Origin of the sequence: Embleya sp. NPDC008237, from assembly GCF_042956465.1 — a bacterium.
Classification (GTDB): Bacteria; Actinomycetota; Actinomycetes; order Streptomycetales; family Streptomycetaceae; genus Embleya.
This window is the reverse complement of record NZ_JBIBGL010000026.1, coordinates 14,759-31,418: the sequence shown is the minus strand read 5'-3', so window position 1 is coordinate 31,418 and position 16,660 is coordinate 14,759. Positions and strand designations below refer to the sequence as shown.

Annotated in this window: 19 protein-coding genes and 1 pseudogene; 14 read left to right on the top strand and 6 right to left on the bottom strand. The window is 70.9% G+C overall.

From position 1 onward, the window contains the following. Positions 1-221 precede the first annotated feature (221 nt). Positions 222-836 (bottom strand): TetR/AcrR family transcriptional regulator, encoded by a 615-nt coding sequence (locus ACFZBU_RS43075; RefSeq protein ID WP_391589257.1) that lies wholly within the window; start codon positions 834-836, stop codon positions 222-224. A 123-nt stretch (positions 837-959) separates the two neighbouring features. On the opposite strand from ACFZBU_RS43075, the gene ACFZBU_RS43070 reads away from it, so the two are divergent. Together ACFZBU_RS43070 and ACFZBU_RS43065 are read left to right on the top strand one after the other, a co-directional pair. Continuing rightward, positions 960-2,513, top strand: a complete 1,554-nt coding sequence (locus ACFZBU_RS43070; protein ID WP_391589256.1) for an MFS transporter — start codon at positions 960-962, stop codon at positions 2,511-2,513. A 27-nt stretch (positions 2,514-2,540) separates the two neighbouring features. Beyond that, positions 2,541-2,843 carry a TetR family transcriptional regulator C-terminal domain-containing protein gene (locus ACFZBU_RS43065; protein ID WP_391589255.1) on the top strand — a complete coding sequence of 101 codons (303 nt, stop codon included), beginning with the start codon at positions 2,541-2,543 and terminating at the stop codon, positions 2,841-2,843. Between the two features lie 48 nt (positions 2,844-2,891). Here ACFZBU_RS43065 and ACFZBU_RS43060 read toward each other — a convergent pair whose 3' ends face one another. Beyond that, positions 2,892-3,299 carry a winged helix-turn-helix transcriptional regulator gene (locus tag ACFZBU_RS43060; RefSeq protein ID WP_391589254.1) on the bottom strand — a complete coding sequence of 136 codons (408 nt, stop codon included), beginning with the start codon at positions 3,297-3,299 and terminating at the stop codon, positions 2,892-2,894. A gap of 100 nt (positions 3,300-3,399) precedes the next feature. Here ACFZBU_RS43060 and ACFZBU_RS43055 point away from each other — a divergent pair, with 100 nt between their 5' ends. Further along, positions 3,400-4,344 carry an alpha/beta fold hydrolase gene (locus tag ACFZBU_RS43055; RefSeq protein ID WP_391589253.1) on the top strand — a complete coding sequence of 315 codons (945 nt, stop codon included), beginning with the start codon at positions 3,400-3,402 and terminating at the stop codon, positions 4,342-4,344. 178 nt (positions 4,345-4,522) lie between these two features. Here ACFZBU_RS43055 and ACFZBU_RS43050 read toward each other — a convergent pair whose 3' ends face one another. Next, positions 4,523-4,705 carry a hypothetical protein gene (locus tag ACFZBU_RS43050; protein ID WP_391589252.1) on the bottom strand — a complete coding sequence of 61 codons (183 nt, stop codon included), beginning with the start codon at positions 4,703-4,705 and terminating at the stop codon, positions 4,523-4,525. Between the two features lie 343 nt (positions 4,706-5,048). Between ACFZBU_RS43050 and ACFZBU_RS43045 the strand changes: the two genes are divergently transcribed. The 4 genes and pseudogenes from ACFZBU_RS43045 to ACFZBU_RS43030 all read left to right on the top strand — a co-directional run. Next, positions 5,049-5,639, top strand: a complete 591-nt coding sequence (locus ACFZBU_RS43045) for a sigma-70 family RNA polymerase sigma factor (protein ID WP_391589251.1) — start codon at positions 5,049-5,051, stop codon at positions 5,637-5,639. A gap of 146 nt (positions 5,640-5,785) precedes the next feature. After that, positions 5,786-7,414 (top strand): hypothetical protein, encoded by a 1,629-nt coding sequence (locus ACFZBU_RS43040; protein WP_391589250.1) that lies wholly within the window; start codon positions 5,786-5,788, stop codon positions 7,412-7,414. A 21-nt stretch (positions 7,415-7,435) separates the two neighbouring features. Beyond that, positions 7,436-8,500 carry a sugar phosphate isomerase/epimerase family protein gene (locus ACFZBU_RS43035; protein WP_391589249.1) on the top strand — a complete coding sequence of 355 codons (1,065 nt, stop codon included), beginning with the start codon at positions 7,436-7,438 and terminating at the stop codon, positions 8,498-8,500. Next, a pseudogene (locus ACFZBU_RS43030) lies at positions 8,479-8,622 on the top strand (RidA family protein); the annotation flags it as partial. The gene ACFZBU_RS43035 and the pseudogene ACFZBU_RS43030, both read left to right, overlap by 22 nt. 220 nt (positions 8,623-8,842) lie before the next feature. On the opposite strand, the gene ACFZBU_RS43025 reads toward ACFZBU_RS43030, so the two are convergent. Next, on the bottom strand, positions 8,843-9,745 hold the full coding sequence (locus ACFZBU_RS43025; RefSeq protein ID WP_391589248.1) for a LysR family transcriptional regulator: 903 nt from the start codon (positions 9,743-9,745) through the stop codon (positions 8,843-8,845). 188 nt (positions 9,746-9,933) lie between these two features. On the opposite strand from ACFZBU_RS43025, the gene ACFZBU_RS43020 reads away from it, so the two are divergent. Further along, entirely contained in the window at positions 9,934-10,227 is a 294-nt protein-coding gene (locus ACFZBU_RS43020; protein WP_391589247.1) for a DUF1330 domain-containing protein, read from the top strand. Between the two features lie 568 nt (positions 10,228-10,795). Continuing rightward, entirely contained in the window at positions 10,796-11,737 is a 942-nt protein-coding gene (locus tag ACFZBU_RS43015) for a GNAT family N-acetyltransferase (protein ID WP_391589246.1), read from the top strand. 108 nt (positions 11,738-11,845) lie between these two features. Here the strand turns inward: ACFZBU_RS43015 and ACFZBU_RS43010 are convergent, their stop codons facing one another. Then, positions 11,846-12,088, bottom strand: coding sequence for a hypothetical protein (locus tag ACFZBU_RS43010; RefSeq protein ID WP_391589245.1), 243 nt, complete (start codon positions 12,086-12,088; stop codon positions 11,846-11,848). 101 nt (positions 12,089-12,189) lie between these two features. On the opposite strand from ACFZBU_RS43010, the gene ACFZBU_RS43005 reads away from it, so the two are divergent. The 4 genes from ACFZBU_RS43005 to ACFZBU_RS42990 all read left to right on the top strand — a co-directional run bounded on the left by ACFZBU_RS43005 (position 12,190) and on the right by ACFZBU_RS42990 (position 14,704). Continuing rightward, a complete protein-coding gene (locus tag ACFZBU_RS43005; protein WP_391589244.1) occupies positions 12,190-12,429 on the top strand; it encodes a hypothetical protein in 240 nt (79 codons plus the stop codon). A 152-nt stretch (positions 12,430-12,581) separates the two neighbouring features. After that, positions 12,582-13,418 carry a helix-turn-helix domain-containing protein gene (locus ACFZBU_RS43000; protein ID WP_391589321.1) on the top strand — a complete coding sequence of 279 codons (837 nt, stop codon included), beginning with the start codon at positions 12,582-12,584 and terminating at the stop codon, positions 13,416-13,418. Positions 13,419-13,505: 87 nt separating this feature from the next. Next, positions 13,506-13,973 carry a cupin domain-containing protein gene (locus ACFZBU_RS42995; RefSeq protein ID WP_391589243.1) on the top strand — a complete coding sequence of 156 codons (468 nt, stop codon included), beginning with the start codon at positions 13,506-13,508 and terminating at the stop codon, positions 13,971-13,973. Further along, complete coding sequence (locus ACFZBU_RS42990) at positions 13,970-14,704, top strand: SGNH/GDSL hydrolase family protein (protein WP_391589242.1); 735 nt, start codon at positions 13,970-13,972, stop codon at positions 14,702-14,704. The genes ACFZBU_RS42995 and ACFZBU_RS42990 overlap by 4 nt, the downstream gene beginning before the upstream one ends. Positions 14,705-15,041: 337 nt before the next feature. On the opposite strand, the gene ACFZBU_RS42985 is transcribed toward ACFZBU_RS42990, so the two are convergent. After that, positions 15,042-15,488 carry a DUF4267 domain-containing protein gene (locus ACFZBU_RS42985; protein WP_391589241.1) on the bottom strand — a complete coding sequence of 149 codons (447 nt, stop codon included), beginning with the start codon at positions 15,486-15,488 and terminating at the stop codon, positions 15,042-15,044. Positions 15,489-15,749: 261 nt separating this feature from the next. On the opposite strand from ACFZBU_RS42985, the gene ACFZBU_RS42980 reads away from it, so the two are divergent. Continuing rightward, complete coding sequence (locus ACFZBU_RS42980) at positions 15,750-16,184, top strand: hypothetical protein (protein WP_391589240.1); 435 nt, start codon at positions 15,750-15,752, stop codon at positions 16,182-16,184. The last annotated feature ends 476 nt before the right edge of the window (positions 16,185-16,660 follow it).

Here is a 16,660-nt window from a genome sequence, read left to right as displayed (position 1 = left end):
TCGCAGCGCCCGCCGTTCGCCGGCGTCCGCCTCCTCGTCCCCCCGGTCGTCCCGGCCGGGACTGCGGTCGGGCGGCTTCGGGCCCGGTGGGTGCGGGCCGTGGCCCGGTCGCCGCGCTCGGCCCTCGAGCAGTCGTGGCCGCCCGGCCGTTGGTCGACGTGCGTGCCCGACGCGGGTGCCGGGCGCGGTGCCGGGTGTGGGCGACGTGGTGACCGCCGGGCTCAGGCTTGGCCGCGCAGCATGGGGAGCAGGACCTCGTCGACGACCGACACCACGAATTCGTCGGTGAGTTCCGCGGGTGCGCTCAGGTTCTGGTAGGTGATCATGGCCGGGCCGACGCGGGCGGTGAGGGGGGTCGCGGAACCGGGGCGGGTGTCACCGCGCTCTTCCGCCGCGCGCATGGTCTGCAGTATCAGGCGCCGGGTCGGCTCGGAGATGCGTTCGCGCACCATTGCGTGTGTGGCCTCGGACTGCTGCTTGACCGTTTGCAGGGCCGTGTCGGCGCTGATCGTGCACGCGCTGTGCAGGAACCGCAGGATCGCGATCAGGTCGGATCGCAGATCGCCGACGAGCGGGATGTCGTCGGCCGAGGGCAGCCGGTCGCGCAGCGCGTCGACGAGCAGGGCGTCCTTGTCGGGCCAGCGCCGGTACAGCGGGGCCTTGCCGGTCCGCGCGGCGGCGGCTACGCCGTCCATCGTCAGGCCCGCGTAGCCGACCTCGCGCAGTTGCTCGAAGGTCGCCTGGTAAATGGCCTGTTGGAGCTCGCGGCCGCGCCGTCGGGTGGGTGACGCCGCGGCGTGGCGGGATTCTCCGGTGGGGGGTTCCAACGCGGTCACCTTTCTCGTCTGCGGACTCCAGTATCCCCAATTCCTTGTAAGAGACTTCCCAGTCTCCTATAGTCCTCATAGGAGACTCGTAGGTCTCTTAAATTCCCCTGCTCCGACCTGCGGAGGTCAGCCATGCCCTCTACCACCGCGTCCAACGGGTCCAGCCCCTCCAACACGTCCGAGGCGTCATCCGACGCGCCGGCCGGTTCTTCACCCGGGTCGTCCGGCGGCCCACCCGGGCCCGCAGCCCGGGGGGCCGGCCTCGTACTCGCCGTCGTCACCGGCTCGATGCTGCTCATCGGCATCGACGTCACCGTGGTCAACCTCGCACTGCCCGACATGGGCGCAGCCCTCGACCTCTCGCCGACCGCGTCATCGTGGGTACTCAACGCCTATACGCTCGCCTTCGGCGGCCTGCTCCTGCTCGGCGGGCGGCTCGGGGACGCATTCGGGCGCCGCCGGATGTTCCTCGCCGGCGTCCTCCTGTTCACCGCGGCGTCGCTACTCGCGGGCCTCGCACCGTGGGCCTGGTGGCTGGTCGGCGCCCGTGTCCTGCAAGGCGTCGGCGGCGCGCTCGTCGGGCCCAGCACGATGGCCCTCATCGTCAGCACGTTCGAGGGGCCCGCACGGGCGCGCGCCCTGTCGTGGTACTCGGCCGTCCTCGGCGGCGGCGCGTCCGTCGGCCTCATCCTCGGCGGAGTGCTTACCCAACTCGCCTCGTGGCGCTGGGTCTTCCTCGTCAACGTGCCGCTCGGCGCGCTGCTCCTCGCGCTCGCCGGGCGGGTCGTCCGTGAGCCGGAGCGGCCCGCCCCGGCCGTCCGCCGACGCTTCGACCTCGCCGGCGCGCTGTTCGGCACCGCCGGAATCACCGCGCTGGTGTACGCCTTCATCCGCGCGGCGTCCGACGGCTGGCACGACGACCGCACCATCGCCGGCCTCGCCGCCGCGGCCGTCCTCCTGCCCGCGTTCGGGCTGGTCGAGCGGCGCGCCGCCGAACCCGTCCTGCCGCTGCGCCTGGCCGCGACCGGCACCCTTGCCCGGGTACTGCCCATCGTCGCGTTCTATTCGGCCGCGATGTTCAGCGTGCTCTTCATGCTCGCCCGGTACTTCCAGGAAGGGCGGGGCTTCGGCCCGGTCGAGAGCGGCCTGGCCTTCCTGCCCCTGATGGCCGCCCAGTTCACGACGGCCAGGGTCGCGCCCGCGCTTGCCCGGCGCGTGGGCACCGCGTGGCCGGTGGTGGTCGGCGCGCTCGCCTGCACCACCGGGTTCGTGTGGCTTGCCCGCCTCGGGGACGCCACCGGGTACCCGACGGGCGTCCTCGGACCGGTGATACTCATCGGAGCGGGCGCCGGAATCGCCATGACGCCGCTGAACATCTACGGCCTGTCGGGCGTCGCGGCGCACGAATCGGGCGCGGCGTCGGGGCTGTTGCAGACCACGCAGTGGATGGGAGGCACCCTGGGGCTGGCGGTGTGGGTCACCGTGTTCGGCGCCGCGACGCGCGGGGCGCCCCCCACGCAGAGCGCCGAACACGTCCTCACGCACGGTGTCGCGACCGCGTTCGGCGCCGCCGCGATCAGCGCCGGACTCGCCGCCGCCACGGCGCTCACCCTCTTCCGCCCCGCGCGCCCGGCGCAACCGGATGAGACGACGCGCGCCGCACTCTCCACCGAGCGGACGACGTAGCCGCCGGAGCCATCCGGGGCGGTCGAGGTGGCCACCTCTCCCGACAATCCGGGCACGGGATGCCTGATCGTGCAGGGCGCCATCACCACGGGAGACCAGGCCGCCCCGGTCCGGGACGACCTCAACGCTCGCCGCCGCGCGGGCGGGATCGCGCTCCGGGAACGCTTCGAGCGCACCCGCGCCGACGGCGGCCTGCCTCCCGACGCGGATCCCGCCGACCTCGCCCGCTCCGTCACGTCGATCTCGATCCAGGCCGCGAACGGCAGCACCCGCGCCGAACTCCACCGCACGGTCGACCAGGCCCTGACCACGTGGCCCACAAGCCCCTGAAGCGGATTCCTGCTTGTGAGGTGCTCTGTCCGCCGGCCTGCGGTGTGATCAGTCGTCGGCCGTGTGTTCCCGGCTGCGCCGGTTTGCGCGGTCGACCTCGGCCATATGTTCCTCGGCCCACTCACGAAGCGCGGCCAGCGGTTCTTCCAGGGTCGTGCCGAGCGGGGTGAGCCCGTAGTACACGCGTGGTGGCACCGACGCTTCCACCCGACGGCTGACCAGGCCGTCACGGGCCAGCCCTTGAAGGGTGACCGACAACATCTTCTGCGAGACGCCGGCCATCCTGCGCTGTAGTTCCGCGAAGCGCACCTCCTGCGGGGACGCCTCCGCCAGCACCTTGATGGTCATGGACGTCCACTTCGTGCCGATCCGGTCGAGCAGACGGCGGGTCGGACACTGCGGATCGAACAGATCCCCACGATTCCCGCGAGGGAGGCGCCGCGTCGAGGAGGTCACCTGGAACTCACCACCTGTGGCAGAAGTGCGGTCTTGGCCCCCTCACCCTAGTTACCTATCGTTTTGTTGTCACCATTCGTAACCACACAGGGGGATCGCCGTGCCCGCCGCACCGCGCCACACACCCAATCGCCCGTCGGGCATCGAACTACGGCGGGTCACCGCCAACGGCGTGGACCTCAACGTGGCCCTCGCCGGCGAGGGGCCGGCCGTGCTGCTGCTGCACGGCTTCCCGCACACCTGGCAACTGTGGACCCACGTCCTGGACGGCCTCGCCGGGCAATACCGCGTGATCGCACCAGACCTGCGAGGAACAGGCGCAAGCACGCACGCACGGGACGGCTACGACGCCGGAACGCTCGCAACCGACGCCGAAGCCCTACTCGACGCCCTCGGGGAGGGTTCGGCGTCCGTGATCGGCATCGACGCCGGAACCCCACCGGCGTTTCTTCTTGCCATGCGCCGCCCCGACCTCGTTCGACAACTCGTGGTCATGGAGTCGCTTCTGGGCACACTCCTGCCCGGCGCCGAGGAATTCCTCGCCCACGGAGCACCGTGGTGGTTCGGCTTCCACGCGGTACCCGGCCTCGCGGAAACCGTACTCACCGGACACGAAGCCCGGTACATCGACTGGTTCCTGCGCACCGGCTCCAACGGAGAGGGCGTGGACCCCGCCGTCCGAAACGCCTTCGTCCACGCGTACACCGGGGCCGAAGCCCTGCGCTGCGCCTTCTCGTACTACCGGGCACTGCCCACGAGCAACGAACAGATCCGGGAAGCCGCCGATACCGGCCGGTTGACCGTACCCACCATGGCCATCGGGGCCCGTCCCGTGGGCAGGGCCCTCGAACGGCAACTGCGGCCGCTCGCCGATCATCTCGTCGGCCACGTCATCGACGACTGCGGCCACATCATCCCCCTGCACCGCCCCAAGAGGCTGCTCGGCCTCCTGGAACCGTTCCTCGCTGCGCCGCTGCCAACCCCCGAGCCCCGCGCGGCCTCGGGAGCCGCTCTGCCCGCGCCCAGGCGGCCATCGCGCACGTGACTTCCGCGGAAGCCGCTTCGCGGTGACGTGGTCGCCGGACCATGGCGGCAGCGGGGCGTGTTCGGGCGTGGTGCCGCTCGCACATCGCGCCCGCGGTACGGGCGCAGGCCGATCTCCATCGGCGGCGGGACGGTCGACGGCGGCACCACCACGGCACCGGGACGTGCGCTTGCCGGGGTCATCGGTAGGAGGCGAGCGCGGTGAAGTAGAGGAGCAGGAGGGTGGCGGCGGAATTCGCGCCGCAACGCGCGGCGGCGGAGCCGGTGGCGCCGGCGCGCTGTTCGAGGATGTAGACGAGCAGTGCGATGACGACGGCGGCGAGCGTCGCGGCGAGGAGCATGACGGCCTGCAGGGGGTCCACGGTCTCTCCGAGTGTTCGTTGGGGCGGATGTTCCCCACAACGGCCGTCGCGCCCCGGTCGGGTTACACGCTCGACCGGGTCGCGGTGGGGGAATCGGGCGCGGCGGCGGCCGAGTCGGCGGGGGAGCGGGTGTCGTCGACGCCGGGAGGAACGAACTTCGAGCCGCCTGTAACCCGATCGCCGTCTCCGGGCGGTAGTGGGGGTGGAGTGGTTGTCGGCGGACCGAGGAGGGCGCGACGGTGCGAAGCGGCGGTTGGTCGCGATACGAGGGTGCAGATGCCGGGGAGGAGCCGCCGGACCTGCCCCGGTCCGACGGCCCGCGGGCACGGACGGGATCGAGGCGGTGGGCGTGGTGACCCCGCCTTCGCCGACGTCCACGGCCGGACTCGCGGAGGATCCCGCGACCGCCCGGGTGACGTCCGGCGCGGGCGAAGGGAGAACCGCGGAGTTGGAGAGAGCCGCCCGCGAGCATCTGCCCGACCTGGTGCGCTATGTGCGTGGCAGATTCCCCGACCTGAGATCGGACGCGGAGGACATTGCCCAGGACGCGCTTCTGGCGGCGTGGCAAGCCCGAGGGGACGAACCGATACCGCGGCGCTATCTGTTCACGGTTGCCAAGCATCGAGCCTACGACGTGTGGAGGAAACGGTGTCCGGTGCTGCCGGCCTCCGACCTCCTGGAGGAGTTATGCGGCCGAGCGATCGATGAGCCGGCCGTCGAGGTCGCCCGGACGATCGACTTCGACGCGTTCCTCGCGACGTTGCCCAGGGAGGAAAGGGCCGTGGCGGTGCGCCAGTACGTGTATCGCATGACCGCGTCCCAGATCGCCCGGGACATGAACGTCACGCACGGGGCGGTCAAGAGTTGGCAGGACCGGACCCGGAAGCGGGCCAGGGTGAGGTATGAGCCGGAGAGGGCTGTGAGGACGTCATGACCGCACGCGACATCGCATCGTCCGACGGGGGCGCGACTTCCGACCGCCCCGAACCCGCCTGCGGCCCCCACGAGTTCCCGGCGTCGCACAGGTTGCCGGAGGAGGAATACGGGCGCCCGCGGCGCCGGTTCGACATGCGGTGCGACGTGTCGGGAAAGGAGCCCGTCGAGGCGGGAGGCACCGACACGGAACCCGGGACGGACATCGACGCCGTGCTGAAGATCCTGCGGGAGAAGGCAGCGCTGGCCGACAGGGACCCGGACTACGCGGCGGCGTTGGCGCGGACGGCCCAGGCCGCGCTGGACGACGACCTCCTCGATGTCCTCCCGGACGGGCCCGAGGACTTCTCCGCGTACGAGGAAGCGGAGAGGCGCCGCGCGGACGCCGGCGACAGCGAATACTCGGGGCCATCGCCTCTGCGGGAAGGGGCGGTTCCGTCGGGCAAGGACCGTGCGGACACGGACTTTGCCGAGCCTTTGCCGCGCTGCTCCGCCGACCTGCGCGTCGATGATGCCGCCGACCTGTTCGCCATCCCGAACCACCGGGTGCGCGCCGACGCGCCACGGATCGAAGACCTTGGGCCGGTTCACCGGTGGACCGAGAGCTCACCTGCCGCCGGCACCGTCCCTGCCCGTCGTACCGTGGCGCGTCCCACCGGGAGTCGGGCTGTGAGCCGCGCTGCGAACACCGTGGTGGAGGCGTCGCAATCCCTGGTGGTTCCCGGCGCTGACCTGCGGACGATGAGTGACGACGACCGATGGGAAACGCGGGTCGCGATCGCGCGGTGGCGGGAACGGTTGGGCACGTGCCCGGCCGGGGCGTTCAGCGGCGAAGAGGCGGCGCTGGTCCTGACGGCGGTGGCCACGCTGGCAACGAAGTCGATCGTGAACCGGGACGAGCACACGGCTTTGCGCCTGATCCGAGCCGCGTCCCCGCAACTGTTGTTCCTGGGCCGCCGCCACCCGGCGGTATTCGAGGCACGGCGCGCCTGGGCCGAAGCCCTGTCCGAACTCGGCCGGTACCGGAGGGCCGAGACCATGCTGCGTCACCTGAGCGACGACGAACAGCGGCTGTTCGGGACCCACGAGCCGCGGACGGCGCTGCTACTGAACTGGGCACTCGTGGGTCAGGGCCGCTTGCGGCAGGCGGAGGACGGTTTCCGCTCCCTGGAGACCGGGACGATCCGACTGCGGGACCCCGATACGTCGATGCTGCGGCATCTCCAATGCAGGCGCTGCTGGTTGCTCGGACGACAAGGGCGTGTGGAGGACGCGGTGCGTGCCTACGACGGTGTCATCGTCCACCGCGCCCACGAACTCGACGATCATCACCACCCCGACGTCGCCGACGCGCGGCACTCCCAGGGAAAGCTCCTGGTCTGCACCGGAAAAGGGGCAGAGGCGATCGATCTCCTGCGGGCGTTGGCCGAGGACCGCGCGCGTGGCCAGGGAGACGATCACCCCGACACGCTGGAAACCTTGAAGTACCTTCACCTGGCGAAGGACCAGTCGGAGTGGCGTGACCGGCACGTCGTCGACCGCGTGATCCGCGACCTCGAAGAACTCCTGCGCATCCAGGACGAACGACACGGTCCGAGCTACCCCATGAGCCGGGACACGGCGGCATGGCTCGCCCGGCTCCGCCACCACCGGGAGGCGATCCGTTTCGGCGAACCGCTCTCGGACCTGCTCCGATCCTCGAAGGCACGGGCCCGAACCACCACCGTGCCCCGGCTGCGCTCGACGCAACGCCCGACCCGGCTCGTGACCAAGTAGGCACGGAAAGCGAGGCAGGACATGAAACTCGGACTGTTGACGGCCGCGCTCGGCCGGATGTCACTGGAACAGGTCGCCGCCTGGGCACCACAGGCCGGATACGAGGCGCTGGAGGTGGCGGCGTGGCCGGTCGGCAGCGAACACGTCCATCAGGCCGCTCACTTGGACGTGGTCGGCTTCACCGCCGACGACGCAGCCCGTGTTCGGGATCTGATGGACGGCCACGGCCTGACCATCTCGGCGGTGACCTACTGCGGCAACAACCTGCACCACGATCGTGGTGAACGCGACCGCGTCCACCGGCACCTGCGAGCCTGCGTCGACGCGGCCGCGGCCCTGGACGTCCGGCACGTCACCACCTTCATCGGCCGGGACATCACCCTGCCGGTGGCCGACAATCTCGTGCAGGCCGAGCGGTACCTGGCCCCGCTGGCCCGGTACGCGGCCGACCGCGGCGTGAGGCTGCTCGCGGAGAACTGCCCGATGGAAGGCTGGCACCCCGACGGATACCCCGCCAACCTCGCCTACTCACCCGAACTGTGGGACTGGATGGCCGACTTGGGCTTCGGCCTCGCGTACGACCCCTCCCACCTCCCCTGGCTCGGTATCGACCCCCTCCACGCACTCGAATACGCCCTCCGAGCCGGCATCGTCGGCCACGTCCAGGCCAAGGACATCCGGATCGACGAGCGGGCGCGCACCCACTACGGCGTCTTCGGCAAGACAGCCGGACGCACATCACCCACCGACGTCGGATGGTGGCGCTACCGGGTACCCGGCTGCGGACAACTCGACTGGAAGGAGATCGTCAACGCGCTCGACACCGCCGGATACGACGGCGACATCGCCGTCGAACACGAGGACCCTATATGGAGCGGCACCCTCGACAAGACCCTGCAGGGCCTGCGGATCGCGGCGCGCACGTTGCGACCCCTCATCGTCTCCGGGTCGGACGAACAATCACCCCCTCCCGCACCGCGCACCGAACTCCCTCCCCCATCGGAGAAGCCCCAAAAGCCCGGCGCGTCGGGGCCCGGGCCGAACAGACGCTCCGCGACCGCCGGCTCGCCGGGTCATGTCCGCTGAACGATGACGGTTCCGCGGCAGCGATCGGGGACTACGCGGGCCAGGCGGCGAAAGCGATCGAGAACATGCAGGCTGCTCTTACGGCCGCGGGTGCGTCACGCCAGGACGTCTTCAGCATGCGGCGAGCGCGGTGCTCTCGTGCACGCCCGGTCGCCCCCCCGCGCCGACATCGCCGCCCGCCTGACCCCGGCCGCCGCCGCGCCGGCATCCACCTTGTCGAGCCCCGGCGTGGGAGCACGACGATCGTGGGTGGTCGAACTACAACCGGGAGATCGACCGCCCGGACTGGATGCACGTCTTCCGCTCCACCGCAGGCGTTCGTCTCGCTTGACCTCTTGCCCGTCAGTCCGGCAGCCAGTGCAGTTCGTGCGCCAGGGCTTTGGCGACGGCACGGATGCGGCGGTGCAGCGGCGACTGCTCGCGTGGGAGAACCAGGTGGATCGTCAGGCAGGGCGCGCCTCGCAGCGGTCGCCAGGTGAGACCGGCCGGTGCTGCCGTGGCCGCGGCTTCTCCGGCCGGGGCGAGGGTGACCCCGTCGTGCAGGTCGCGCTGAGACATGTCGAAGGAGACTGCGGGCGTGTGGAATCGGGGGTGTGGTCGGGTGTCTCGGAACAGTGCGGACAGCTGATCGTGGATCACGGGGTTGGCCGCACGGTCCGGGAGACGCAGCGGATACGCGGCCGCGTCGGCGATCTCGATCTCCGGGTGTTCGGCCAGCGGATGGTGCTGCGCCAACTGGACCCCGACGCGCTGACGCCGCAGCAGGAACCGGCGTACGCCGCGGCCCGGTTGTTCACCGCGGGTGATCCCGGCATCGATGCGGCCGTCGGCGACCGCGGGGGAGATCTCCGGTGTCGCCATCGGGACCGCGCCGACCTCGAGTCCGCTGTTGCCGCGAATCAGCCTGTCCACCAGGGCCGGTGCCGTCTCCGCCCCGGTGCTGAGGCTGTATCCGATGCGCAGCGTGCCCAGTTCACCGGCCGCCGCGCTCCGGGCGGTGTCCCATGCCCGGTCCAGCGCCGCCAGCGCGGACGGCGCGGATTCCGCCAAAGCCGCACCGGCCGTGGTCAATACGACGCTACGCGTGTTGCGGATCAGCAGGGCCGTACCGAGTTCAGCCTCCAATCGGCGCATCCGGGCGCTGAGCGCGGGCTGTGCGATACCGATCCGTGCGGCCGCGCGGGTGAAGTTCAACTCCTGCGCCAGCACCAGGAAGTACCGCAGGCTCACCGTATCCGGCGCCACGTGTCCTCCCTGCCGATTGATAACGATCCGTTCTGAGTCTATCCCGTACCGGTCTTTCCCTCGACCGCACATCGGCCCGTAGCCTGCGCATATGGCGATTCGACGGATCGCACTACCCGTCGCCGGGATCGATCGATCCGGGTGTCGATTCGAAGTCGGACGTGTCCGGCCGAACACAGGAGGTTTCCATGGCCAAGGGCTACTGGGTCAGTGTCTACCCCGCCGTTTCCGACCCTGAAGCGCTGACCGCCTACGACAAGCTGGCCGGTCCGGCCGTGCGGGCCGGGGGCGGGCGCACCCTGTCCGTTGGCGGTCGAGTCGTCGCCCACGAGGCCGGAATCGCGCAACGCGCCGTTCTGATCGAGTTCGACAGCTTCGAACAGGCCGTCGCGGCATACGAGAGCGAGGCATACCGGAAGGCCCTGGTGGCCCTCCCCGACGGCTACGAGCGCGACTTCCGCATTATCGAAGGCATCGACTGACCGGCGGGCCGGCCATCGCCGAGCATCGCTTACCCGATACGCCAGAACCTGACCCGCCGGGCCGACCGGTGGCGCTCTCCCGGCGTGAACTCTCCACCCCAGAGCCCGAACCGCGCACGCCGTAGTCCTGCTGTAGTTCCTGGACTGCGCGGTCCCGGACGCCCGAGGTGACCGGGCGTGCGAGGGCCGGCCCGCCGACCTGGCGGTTGCCAAAGAGGCCGAACCCACGGCGGTCGGCGTGGCAGCGCGTGGTCACCGACGCCCTCGACAGTCCCACCCGACCCGCCTGGGACGCGATGACGGTCGCGGGCCGCACCAACCTCACCCCGACCGGTACCGACCTGCTGACCGCCGAGGACCTGGACGGCGACCTCGCCGACGCAGCCGCGGTACGTCGAACAGGAAACGCTCCAACCCTGGCGGCAGGACCGCCTGGACGCGACCGACGAAATCTACATCCGGGTCCCGTCGAACCGACTCCACCTGCGTGCCGCGCCGAGGCGGCGGGGGTGAACGGCCGCGGACAATTCGCTGGGCGGGCCGACGACGTCCTGACATCATCTCGACCATGATCGACGACTTGCCAAAGGGATTGACCGTCCGCCATCCGGTCGCCGAGGATCAACCACGGATCCTGGCGGTGCTCGATGCCTGGTGGGGCGGCTTTCAGGGGGAGGCGGGCTCCCGAGAACGCGCCCTGCTTCTGCCCCGGTTGTATTTCCAGCACTTCACCACGACCAGTTACCTCGTCGAACGCGAGGGCGAACCGGTGGCGTTCCTTGTGGGGTTCCACTCGCAGAGCCGACCCGATGTGGCGTACATCCACTTCGTGGGCGTCGACCCCGCCTGGCACGGACGCGGGATCGCGAAGGCCCTGTACCGGGGCTTCTTCGACCAAGCCTGGGAAAGCGGCCGGCGGCACGTGCACAGTGTGACCAGCCCGGGCAACGCGGGTTCCCGACGATTCCACGAACGGCTCGGCTTCGAGACACTGCCCGACGCAGGCGGTTCACCCGTCCGACCCGACTACGACGGCCCCGGTCTCGACCGCGTCGCGTTCACTCTGGACCTCACGCGACACCGGGAAGCCGGCGGCGCCGGCGACGACACCACCAAGACCGACGCGAACACCCGCCCCCGTCCCGCACTTCGGCTCGCAGTCCTGGACCACGTGTTCGCGTTGGACCATCTCGCCGACGACCGCGATCCCCGCGACGACGCGTGGCACGCCCTGGTCCGCGCGCCCGAGGGGCTGACCGTCGTGCGGAACGCCTCCGCCGACACCCCCGCGGCACAGCGCTGGATCGGCCTGTACGACGCCGACGCACAGCACGGTCTGGACGTGCCGGGGCTGTTGGCCTCCCTCGTCCGACCCCTCGCCGAGGCCGCGGTGCCGGTGTTCGTCTGCTCCACGTACCATGCGGACCTCCTCTTGGTGCCCGATCCGCACCGCGCACAAGCCCTCGCCGCCCTGCGCGCCGCGGGCCACGAGGTCGTCGACACTCCCTGACGCCCGATGGCCCGGGTCGGTCGGCGCGGTCGCCCGCATGCACAACCTCGCCATGACCGGATGCCCCACAACGATCCGGGCCAAAGCCGTTCGCGAGCCACGTGACCTTTACGCGGCTGTCAGGTACGCACGGATCTCCGCGATCAGCGCCGGGGGCATGGTCTCGTCGAGAGGTCCGCGGGTCACGAACTCGTCGATCGTCTGGACCCCGATCGTGTAACCCCCACCGAAGCCGATGTCCGAACACCATCCCAGGTAACGTACTTCCCCGCCCTCGTACACCAGCGAGCTGTCCGGCGGGCAGGTGGGGCAGCACCGGTGATCGCTTTCCCACCGCCATGTCTTCGCCACGGCATGCTCCCGGTCCGACGGCCCCACTGATCTACCTGTCTGCCCGGCCCCCGGGGCCGCGCCTCCATCGTACGGGCCTGGGGTGGTCCATCGGCCCGCCGGTGCCGGGCGCAGGGCGCTACCGGCTCACGCGGTACGAAGCGCGCACCGGGCGCGCCGCCGGCATCTTCCCGGTCGTCAGCACGGCGCCCGAGCCCAGTACTTGCGAGGGCATCTCGTACTCCAAGAACGCCGGCATCCGGTACTCCGAGAACGGTGCAAGCCGCGACACGTACTCCTTCGTCGTCTCGGCCGACTACCAGGCCGCATTCCACGAGGCCGTCACCGCAGCCGCAGGGTGAAGGCGGTACGTTCCGCCGGCGGGCGTGCCCAAAGCGGCTTCGGCACCGGCGCGGATGCCGGGGGCGACGACGGTGGATGCGGTTCGCGGTCGGGGTGACGAACTTGCCGGGCTCGCCCGCTTCGTACACTGAGGAGCGTGACACTGAGCAGCGTGGAGGAGCGCACAGCCGCCGGTATCAGGGCACGTCCGGCGCCCGCTTTGCGGAGGTATGTCAACGCGTACGTCGGCTTCGACCTGCGCACGCTCCCGGCCGGTGTGCACTGCGGCCCGCCGAGCCGCGCGCTCACGGCAGTGATCAGCCTGTCCGCCCCGTTGGAGGTCGCGGCGGGCGTTGACGACGGGTCTCCGATCACCCGGTTCGGCAGCGTTGCCGGTGGTCTGATGAGCCGGTCCGTCGCCGTCCACCACGACGGACGCCAGCAGGGTGTGCAGGTAGCGCTGACACCGCTCGGGGCTCGGGCCATCTACGGCCTACCCGCCGCCGCGCTCGCCGACCGACTGGTCCCGCTTGACGAGCTTCTCGGAGCGCTTGGCACGGAGCTGGTCGACCGGCTCCGCACGGCCGAGACATGGGCGGCGCGTTTCACCGTGCTGGACACATGGCTCCTCCGCGCTGTCGGTCGCGGCACCGGCGGCGACCGTGTGCACCGGGTGCGCCCCGAGGTTGCCGAGGCCTGGCGCCGACTCGTCGCCGCGCGAGGATGCGTCCACGTCGGCGCGGTCGCCGCGGAACTCGGCTGGAGCCGTCGGTACCTCACCGAACGGTTCCGCGCAGAACTGGGCCTGTCGCCGAAGACCGTCGCCCGGGTTCTGCGTTTCGAGCACGCGCACGAACTGGCAACGGCACAGGCCCCGCTCCCGTGGGCCGAGGTGGCGACCATCTCCGGCTATGCCGACCAGGCCCATCTCGTACGGGAGTGGAGCGAGTTCACGGGACGGTCGCCGACGGCCTGGCGGCGCGGCGAAGTTCTCCTCGGGCCCGGGTAGTCGCCACCCGACCGACCGACCGTCGCGTCGGCTTCTGTTCCCATTCCTTCAAGACCGCCCGACCGCTGTCGAGTGATCATCGTCGGCATGAGACTCGTCAACAACGAACGCAATGCCGTCGACTTGCGGACCACCCCCGTGCACCTCGGGCTGGGATCGCGAGCGAAACCCGTCGAGGGCTTCGCCTGGGACCCGGAGGTGCTTCAGGCGTACAGCGCCGCGGTCGCGGCGGACGGCGCCGAGGGCCGAATGGTGATGATCTTCGACGGCGACGGGGACGGCGACCATTGGGAGAGCCACCCTGCCGGCGACGAACTGGTCGTATGCCTCAGCGGGTCGGTGACGGTCACCCGCGACGTGGACGGGGTGCGCGAACGCGTCCTGCTGGGGCCGGGCGAAGCCACCATCAACCCGGCCGGGGTATGGCACGCGGTCGATATGTCGGGGCCGACGTCCATCCTCGCAATCACCGCCGGCCTCGGCACCGACCATCGTCCTCGGGCCGACTCCCGTACGACCGAACCCCTCGCTACGCCCGACCGGGAAGCGCCGTGACGACACGCATCGCGTGCCTCGGCGACAGCCTCACGCGCGCGCAGTTCAGCGTCGACTACCTGGACCTCATCGGACGACGCCACCCTCTCGGTGACGGTGATGGCGACAGTGACGTGCAGCCGACCCGCTTCTGTGCCAACGGTGACTTCGCCTACAACCTGTTGCAGCGCGTGGATGCCGTCGTCGCGAACCCGCCCGACGTGATCACCGTGTTGATCGGGACCAACGACGCCCGAGCGAGCCTTCCGGGCTACCCCGTCGAGCAGGCCATGAAGCGCAAACGGCTCCCCGAGCGCCCGTCCGCCGGCTGGTTCCAGGAGTGCCTCGGAACCATCGTCGAACGGCTGCGAACCGAGACCGATGCGACGATCGGTCTGCTGTCGTTGCCGGTTCTCGGCCAACAACTCGACGGACCCGCGGCGCGGGCGTCGCAGGAGTACAGCCGGATGATCGCCGAGGTCGCCGTCACCAACGAGGTGGCCTACCTTCCGCTCCACGAACGCCAGATCGAGGAACTGCGCCGAGCGGACCCGCCGCCGATTCCCTACCGGGAGGTGACACCCGCGGCGGTCGTCGGAGTCCTCGTCCAGCACACCGTGCTGCGCCGCAGCCTGGACACGATTTCGCGGCGCCGGGGTCTGGTGCTCACGACCGACCAGGTCCACCAGAACAGCCGCGGCGCCACCCTCATCGCCGAGGTCATCGACGCCGGGCTGCCGGTTAGGTCCTAACACATAGTGAGTCTGGTGTGACCATCGGCTTGTTCGGTCGTTGGGCCCGGTGTGCGCAGAGGTGAGTCGCGTCCATGGATCGTTTCGGACGAACTGTGGTCCCTCACCGAGTCGTTGCCACCGGAACCTCCTCCGAAGTCGACGCGTGGGCGACCTCGCGTGCCGGATCGCCGGCAGTGGGCGACGGACGGACCGGGCTCCGCGATAGAGGGGGCGGGCGGCAGCGGTGGTGAAGCGTTATCGGGGACGTGGTTGCCCGCCCGCCCGCCCGCCTGCTCGCGCAGCGCGGGCGGCCGCATCAGAGCCCCGACGTCCCCTACCGGCATGGCCCGAGGGGTCAACGTGCGGTCGGGACGCTCACGCGCGGGGTGCTCGAGGTGGGCGCGGGAGCGGTTGCCTCGGCCGGGCGTTCGCGCAGCAGCAGGCCGGCGGTGAATGCCACCAGGCAGGCGGTCAGGCCGTGGACGCCGAAGGCCGTGGCGGCGGAGCCGTCGTTGCTCAGCACGACCGTCATGTCGCCGGCCGGGATGAAGGTCATGGCGAGCATCGTCCAGCCGAGTGCCCGCCGGTGTCCGGTCAGCAGGAGGGCGAGCATGACCAGCCCGGTGCCGATGTCGCGGACGCCCTTGACGGCGAGGAACCCGGTGCCCTCGTGCTCCGGCCAGGTGGGCAGGCCGAAGCCGGACGCGGTCGACTGCGGGGCGAGCAGGTAGGCGAGACCGACGTAGATGATGAAGGCGCCACCGAGGGCGGCCAGGATGGTGGTGAGGGTCCTGAGCTTCATGGTGTTCTCCCGAGTGTCGGGCCGGTGGGACCGGCCGTCGTCGCCTTGTGGGGACAACACTCGCCGGGTGGTCCTGGAAGGCACATGGAAGCGACTTGGAGGCGACCCGGAGGTCGGATCCTCCGCCGGCTTCGTGGTGTGGGTCGGTTCGGTGTCGGCCGACCGGATCGGACGACCACCCGCATCCCGCGTGGCCGAACCACCCGTTCGGCGTTCGAAAACACGTCGATGGCGTCGGAGCGGTAGCGCACAATGGCCCGCATGTTCCCCGATGACACCTACCTGTCGAAACTCGGACGACTGACGTATTCCCTTGCCCTGCTGGAAAGCACGGCCCTCGCGCACCTGGCGCAACTCCCGGGTCTGCCACCGGCGTTGACCGCCCGAAAGTTGACCGGCAGGACCCTCGAGGCGATCGCCCGCACCGTGACCGACCCGGCCAACCTCACCAAGGTCACCGACCCCGCCACCCGCACCTACCTGGACGCGGCCGGCGAGGAACTCGCCGCCGCCGCGCGAACGAGCCACGCCCTCACCCACGCCCGCGCCGCCGACCCGGGCGAGCAACCCCGCCTGCACCGGCGCCCCGATCACACCACCGCCGGCACCGACATCACCACCACCTGGCTCGACCACGCCCAGGCCGAGCTCGACGACGCGCTGCGCCGCCTCGGCGAGGTGCGCAGCGCGGCGTGACCCCTGGCACGCCGGGCCTGCGGGTGCGGTTCGCGTGACGCGCACTACCCCCGACCATTCCGGCGGCCGATTCGTCTGCCGGCCCAGGCCGCGGCGACCGTGCTGAGGTACCCCGCCCATTCGGCGCCGGTCCCGACGCCGTCGGCCCCTCACGAGGCCAACGCCGTCGAACGGCAACAGCCCGGGTGCTTCCCCCTGCGCAGAGAGCCGGCGCGAGCCCGACGCCCACCCGACCACATTCCCGGCCTGTCGCCGCTCTGCGGCGGTTCGCGGCGTCCCCGGTCCCCGCCCCGCCGGTGAAGTCGAACACGGCGACCAAGCGGTCGGGCGCCGGCCCGAGTTGCCGACTCCGGCACGGTCCGGGCACAGCCCGGATCAGCACGCGGCGCAACGGCTCGCGCAGCTGCGCCGGCCCGGCCGGCCCGGGTGTCGACCGCGTCGAAGCCCGGGCAGTTCGCCATGCCGGCGAGCGCGCC

What these genes read in the sequence shown, in the direction of transcription:
- ACFZBU_RS43070 (WP_391589256.1), top strand. Translation starts at nt 960, where the DNA reads ATGCCCTCTACCACCGCGTCCAACGGGTCCAGCCCCTCCAACACGTCC.
- ACFZBU_RS43035 (WP_391589249.1), top strand. Translation starts at nt 7,436, where the DNA reads ATGAAACTCGGACTGTTGACGGCCGCGCTCGGCCGGATGTCACTGGAA.
- ACFZBU_RS43020 (WP_391589247.1), top strand. Translation starts at nt 9,934, where the DNA reads ATGGCCAAGGGCTACTGGGTCAGTGTCTACCCCGCCGTTTCCGACCCT.
- ACFZBU_RS43015 (WP_391589246.1), top strand. Translation starts at nt 10,796, where the DNA reads ATGATCGACGACTTGCCAAAGGGATTGACCGTCCGCCATCCGGTCGCC.
- ACFZBU_RS42995 (WP_391589243.1), top strand. Translation starts at nt 13,506, where the DNA reads ATGAGACTCGTCAACAACGAACGCAATGCCGTCGACTTGCGGACCACC.
- ACFZBU_RS42985 (WP_391589241.1), bottom strand. Translation starts at nt 15,488, where the DNA reads ATGAAGCTCAGGACCCTCACCACCATCCTGGCCGCCCTCGGTGGCGCC.
- ACFZBU_RS42980 (WP_391589240.1), top strand. Translation starts at nt 15,750, where the DNA reads ATGTTCCCCGATGACACCTACCTGTCGAAACTCGGACGACTGACGTAT.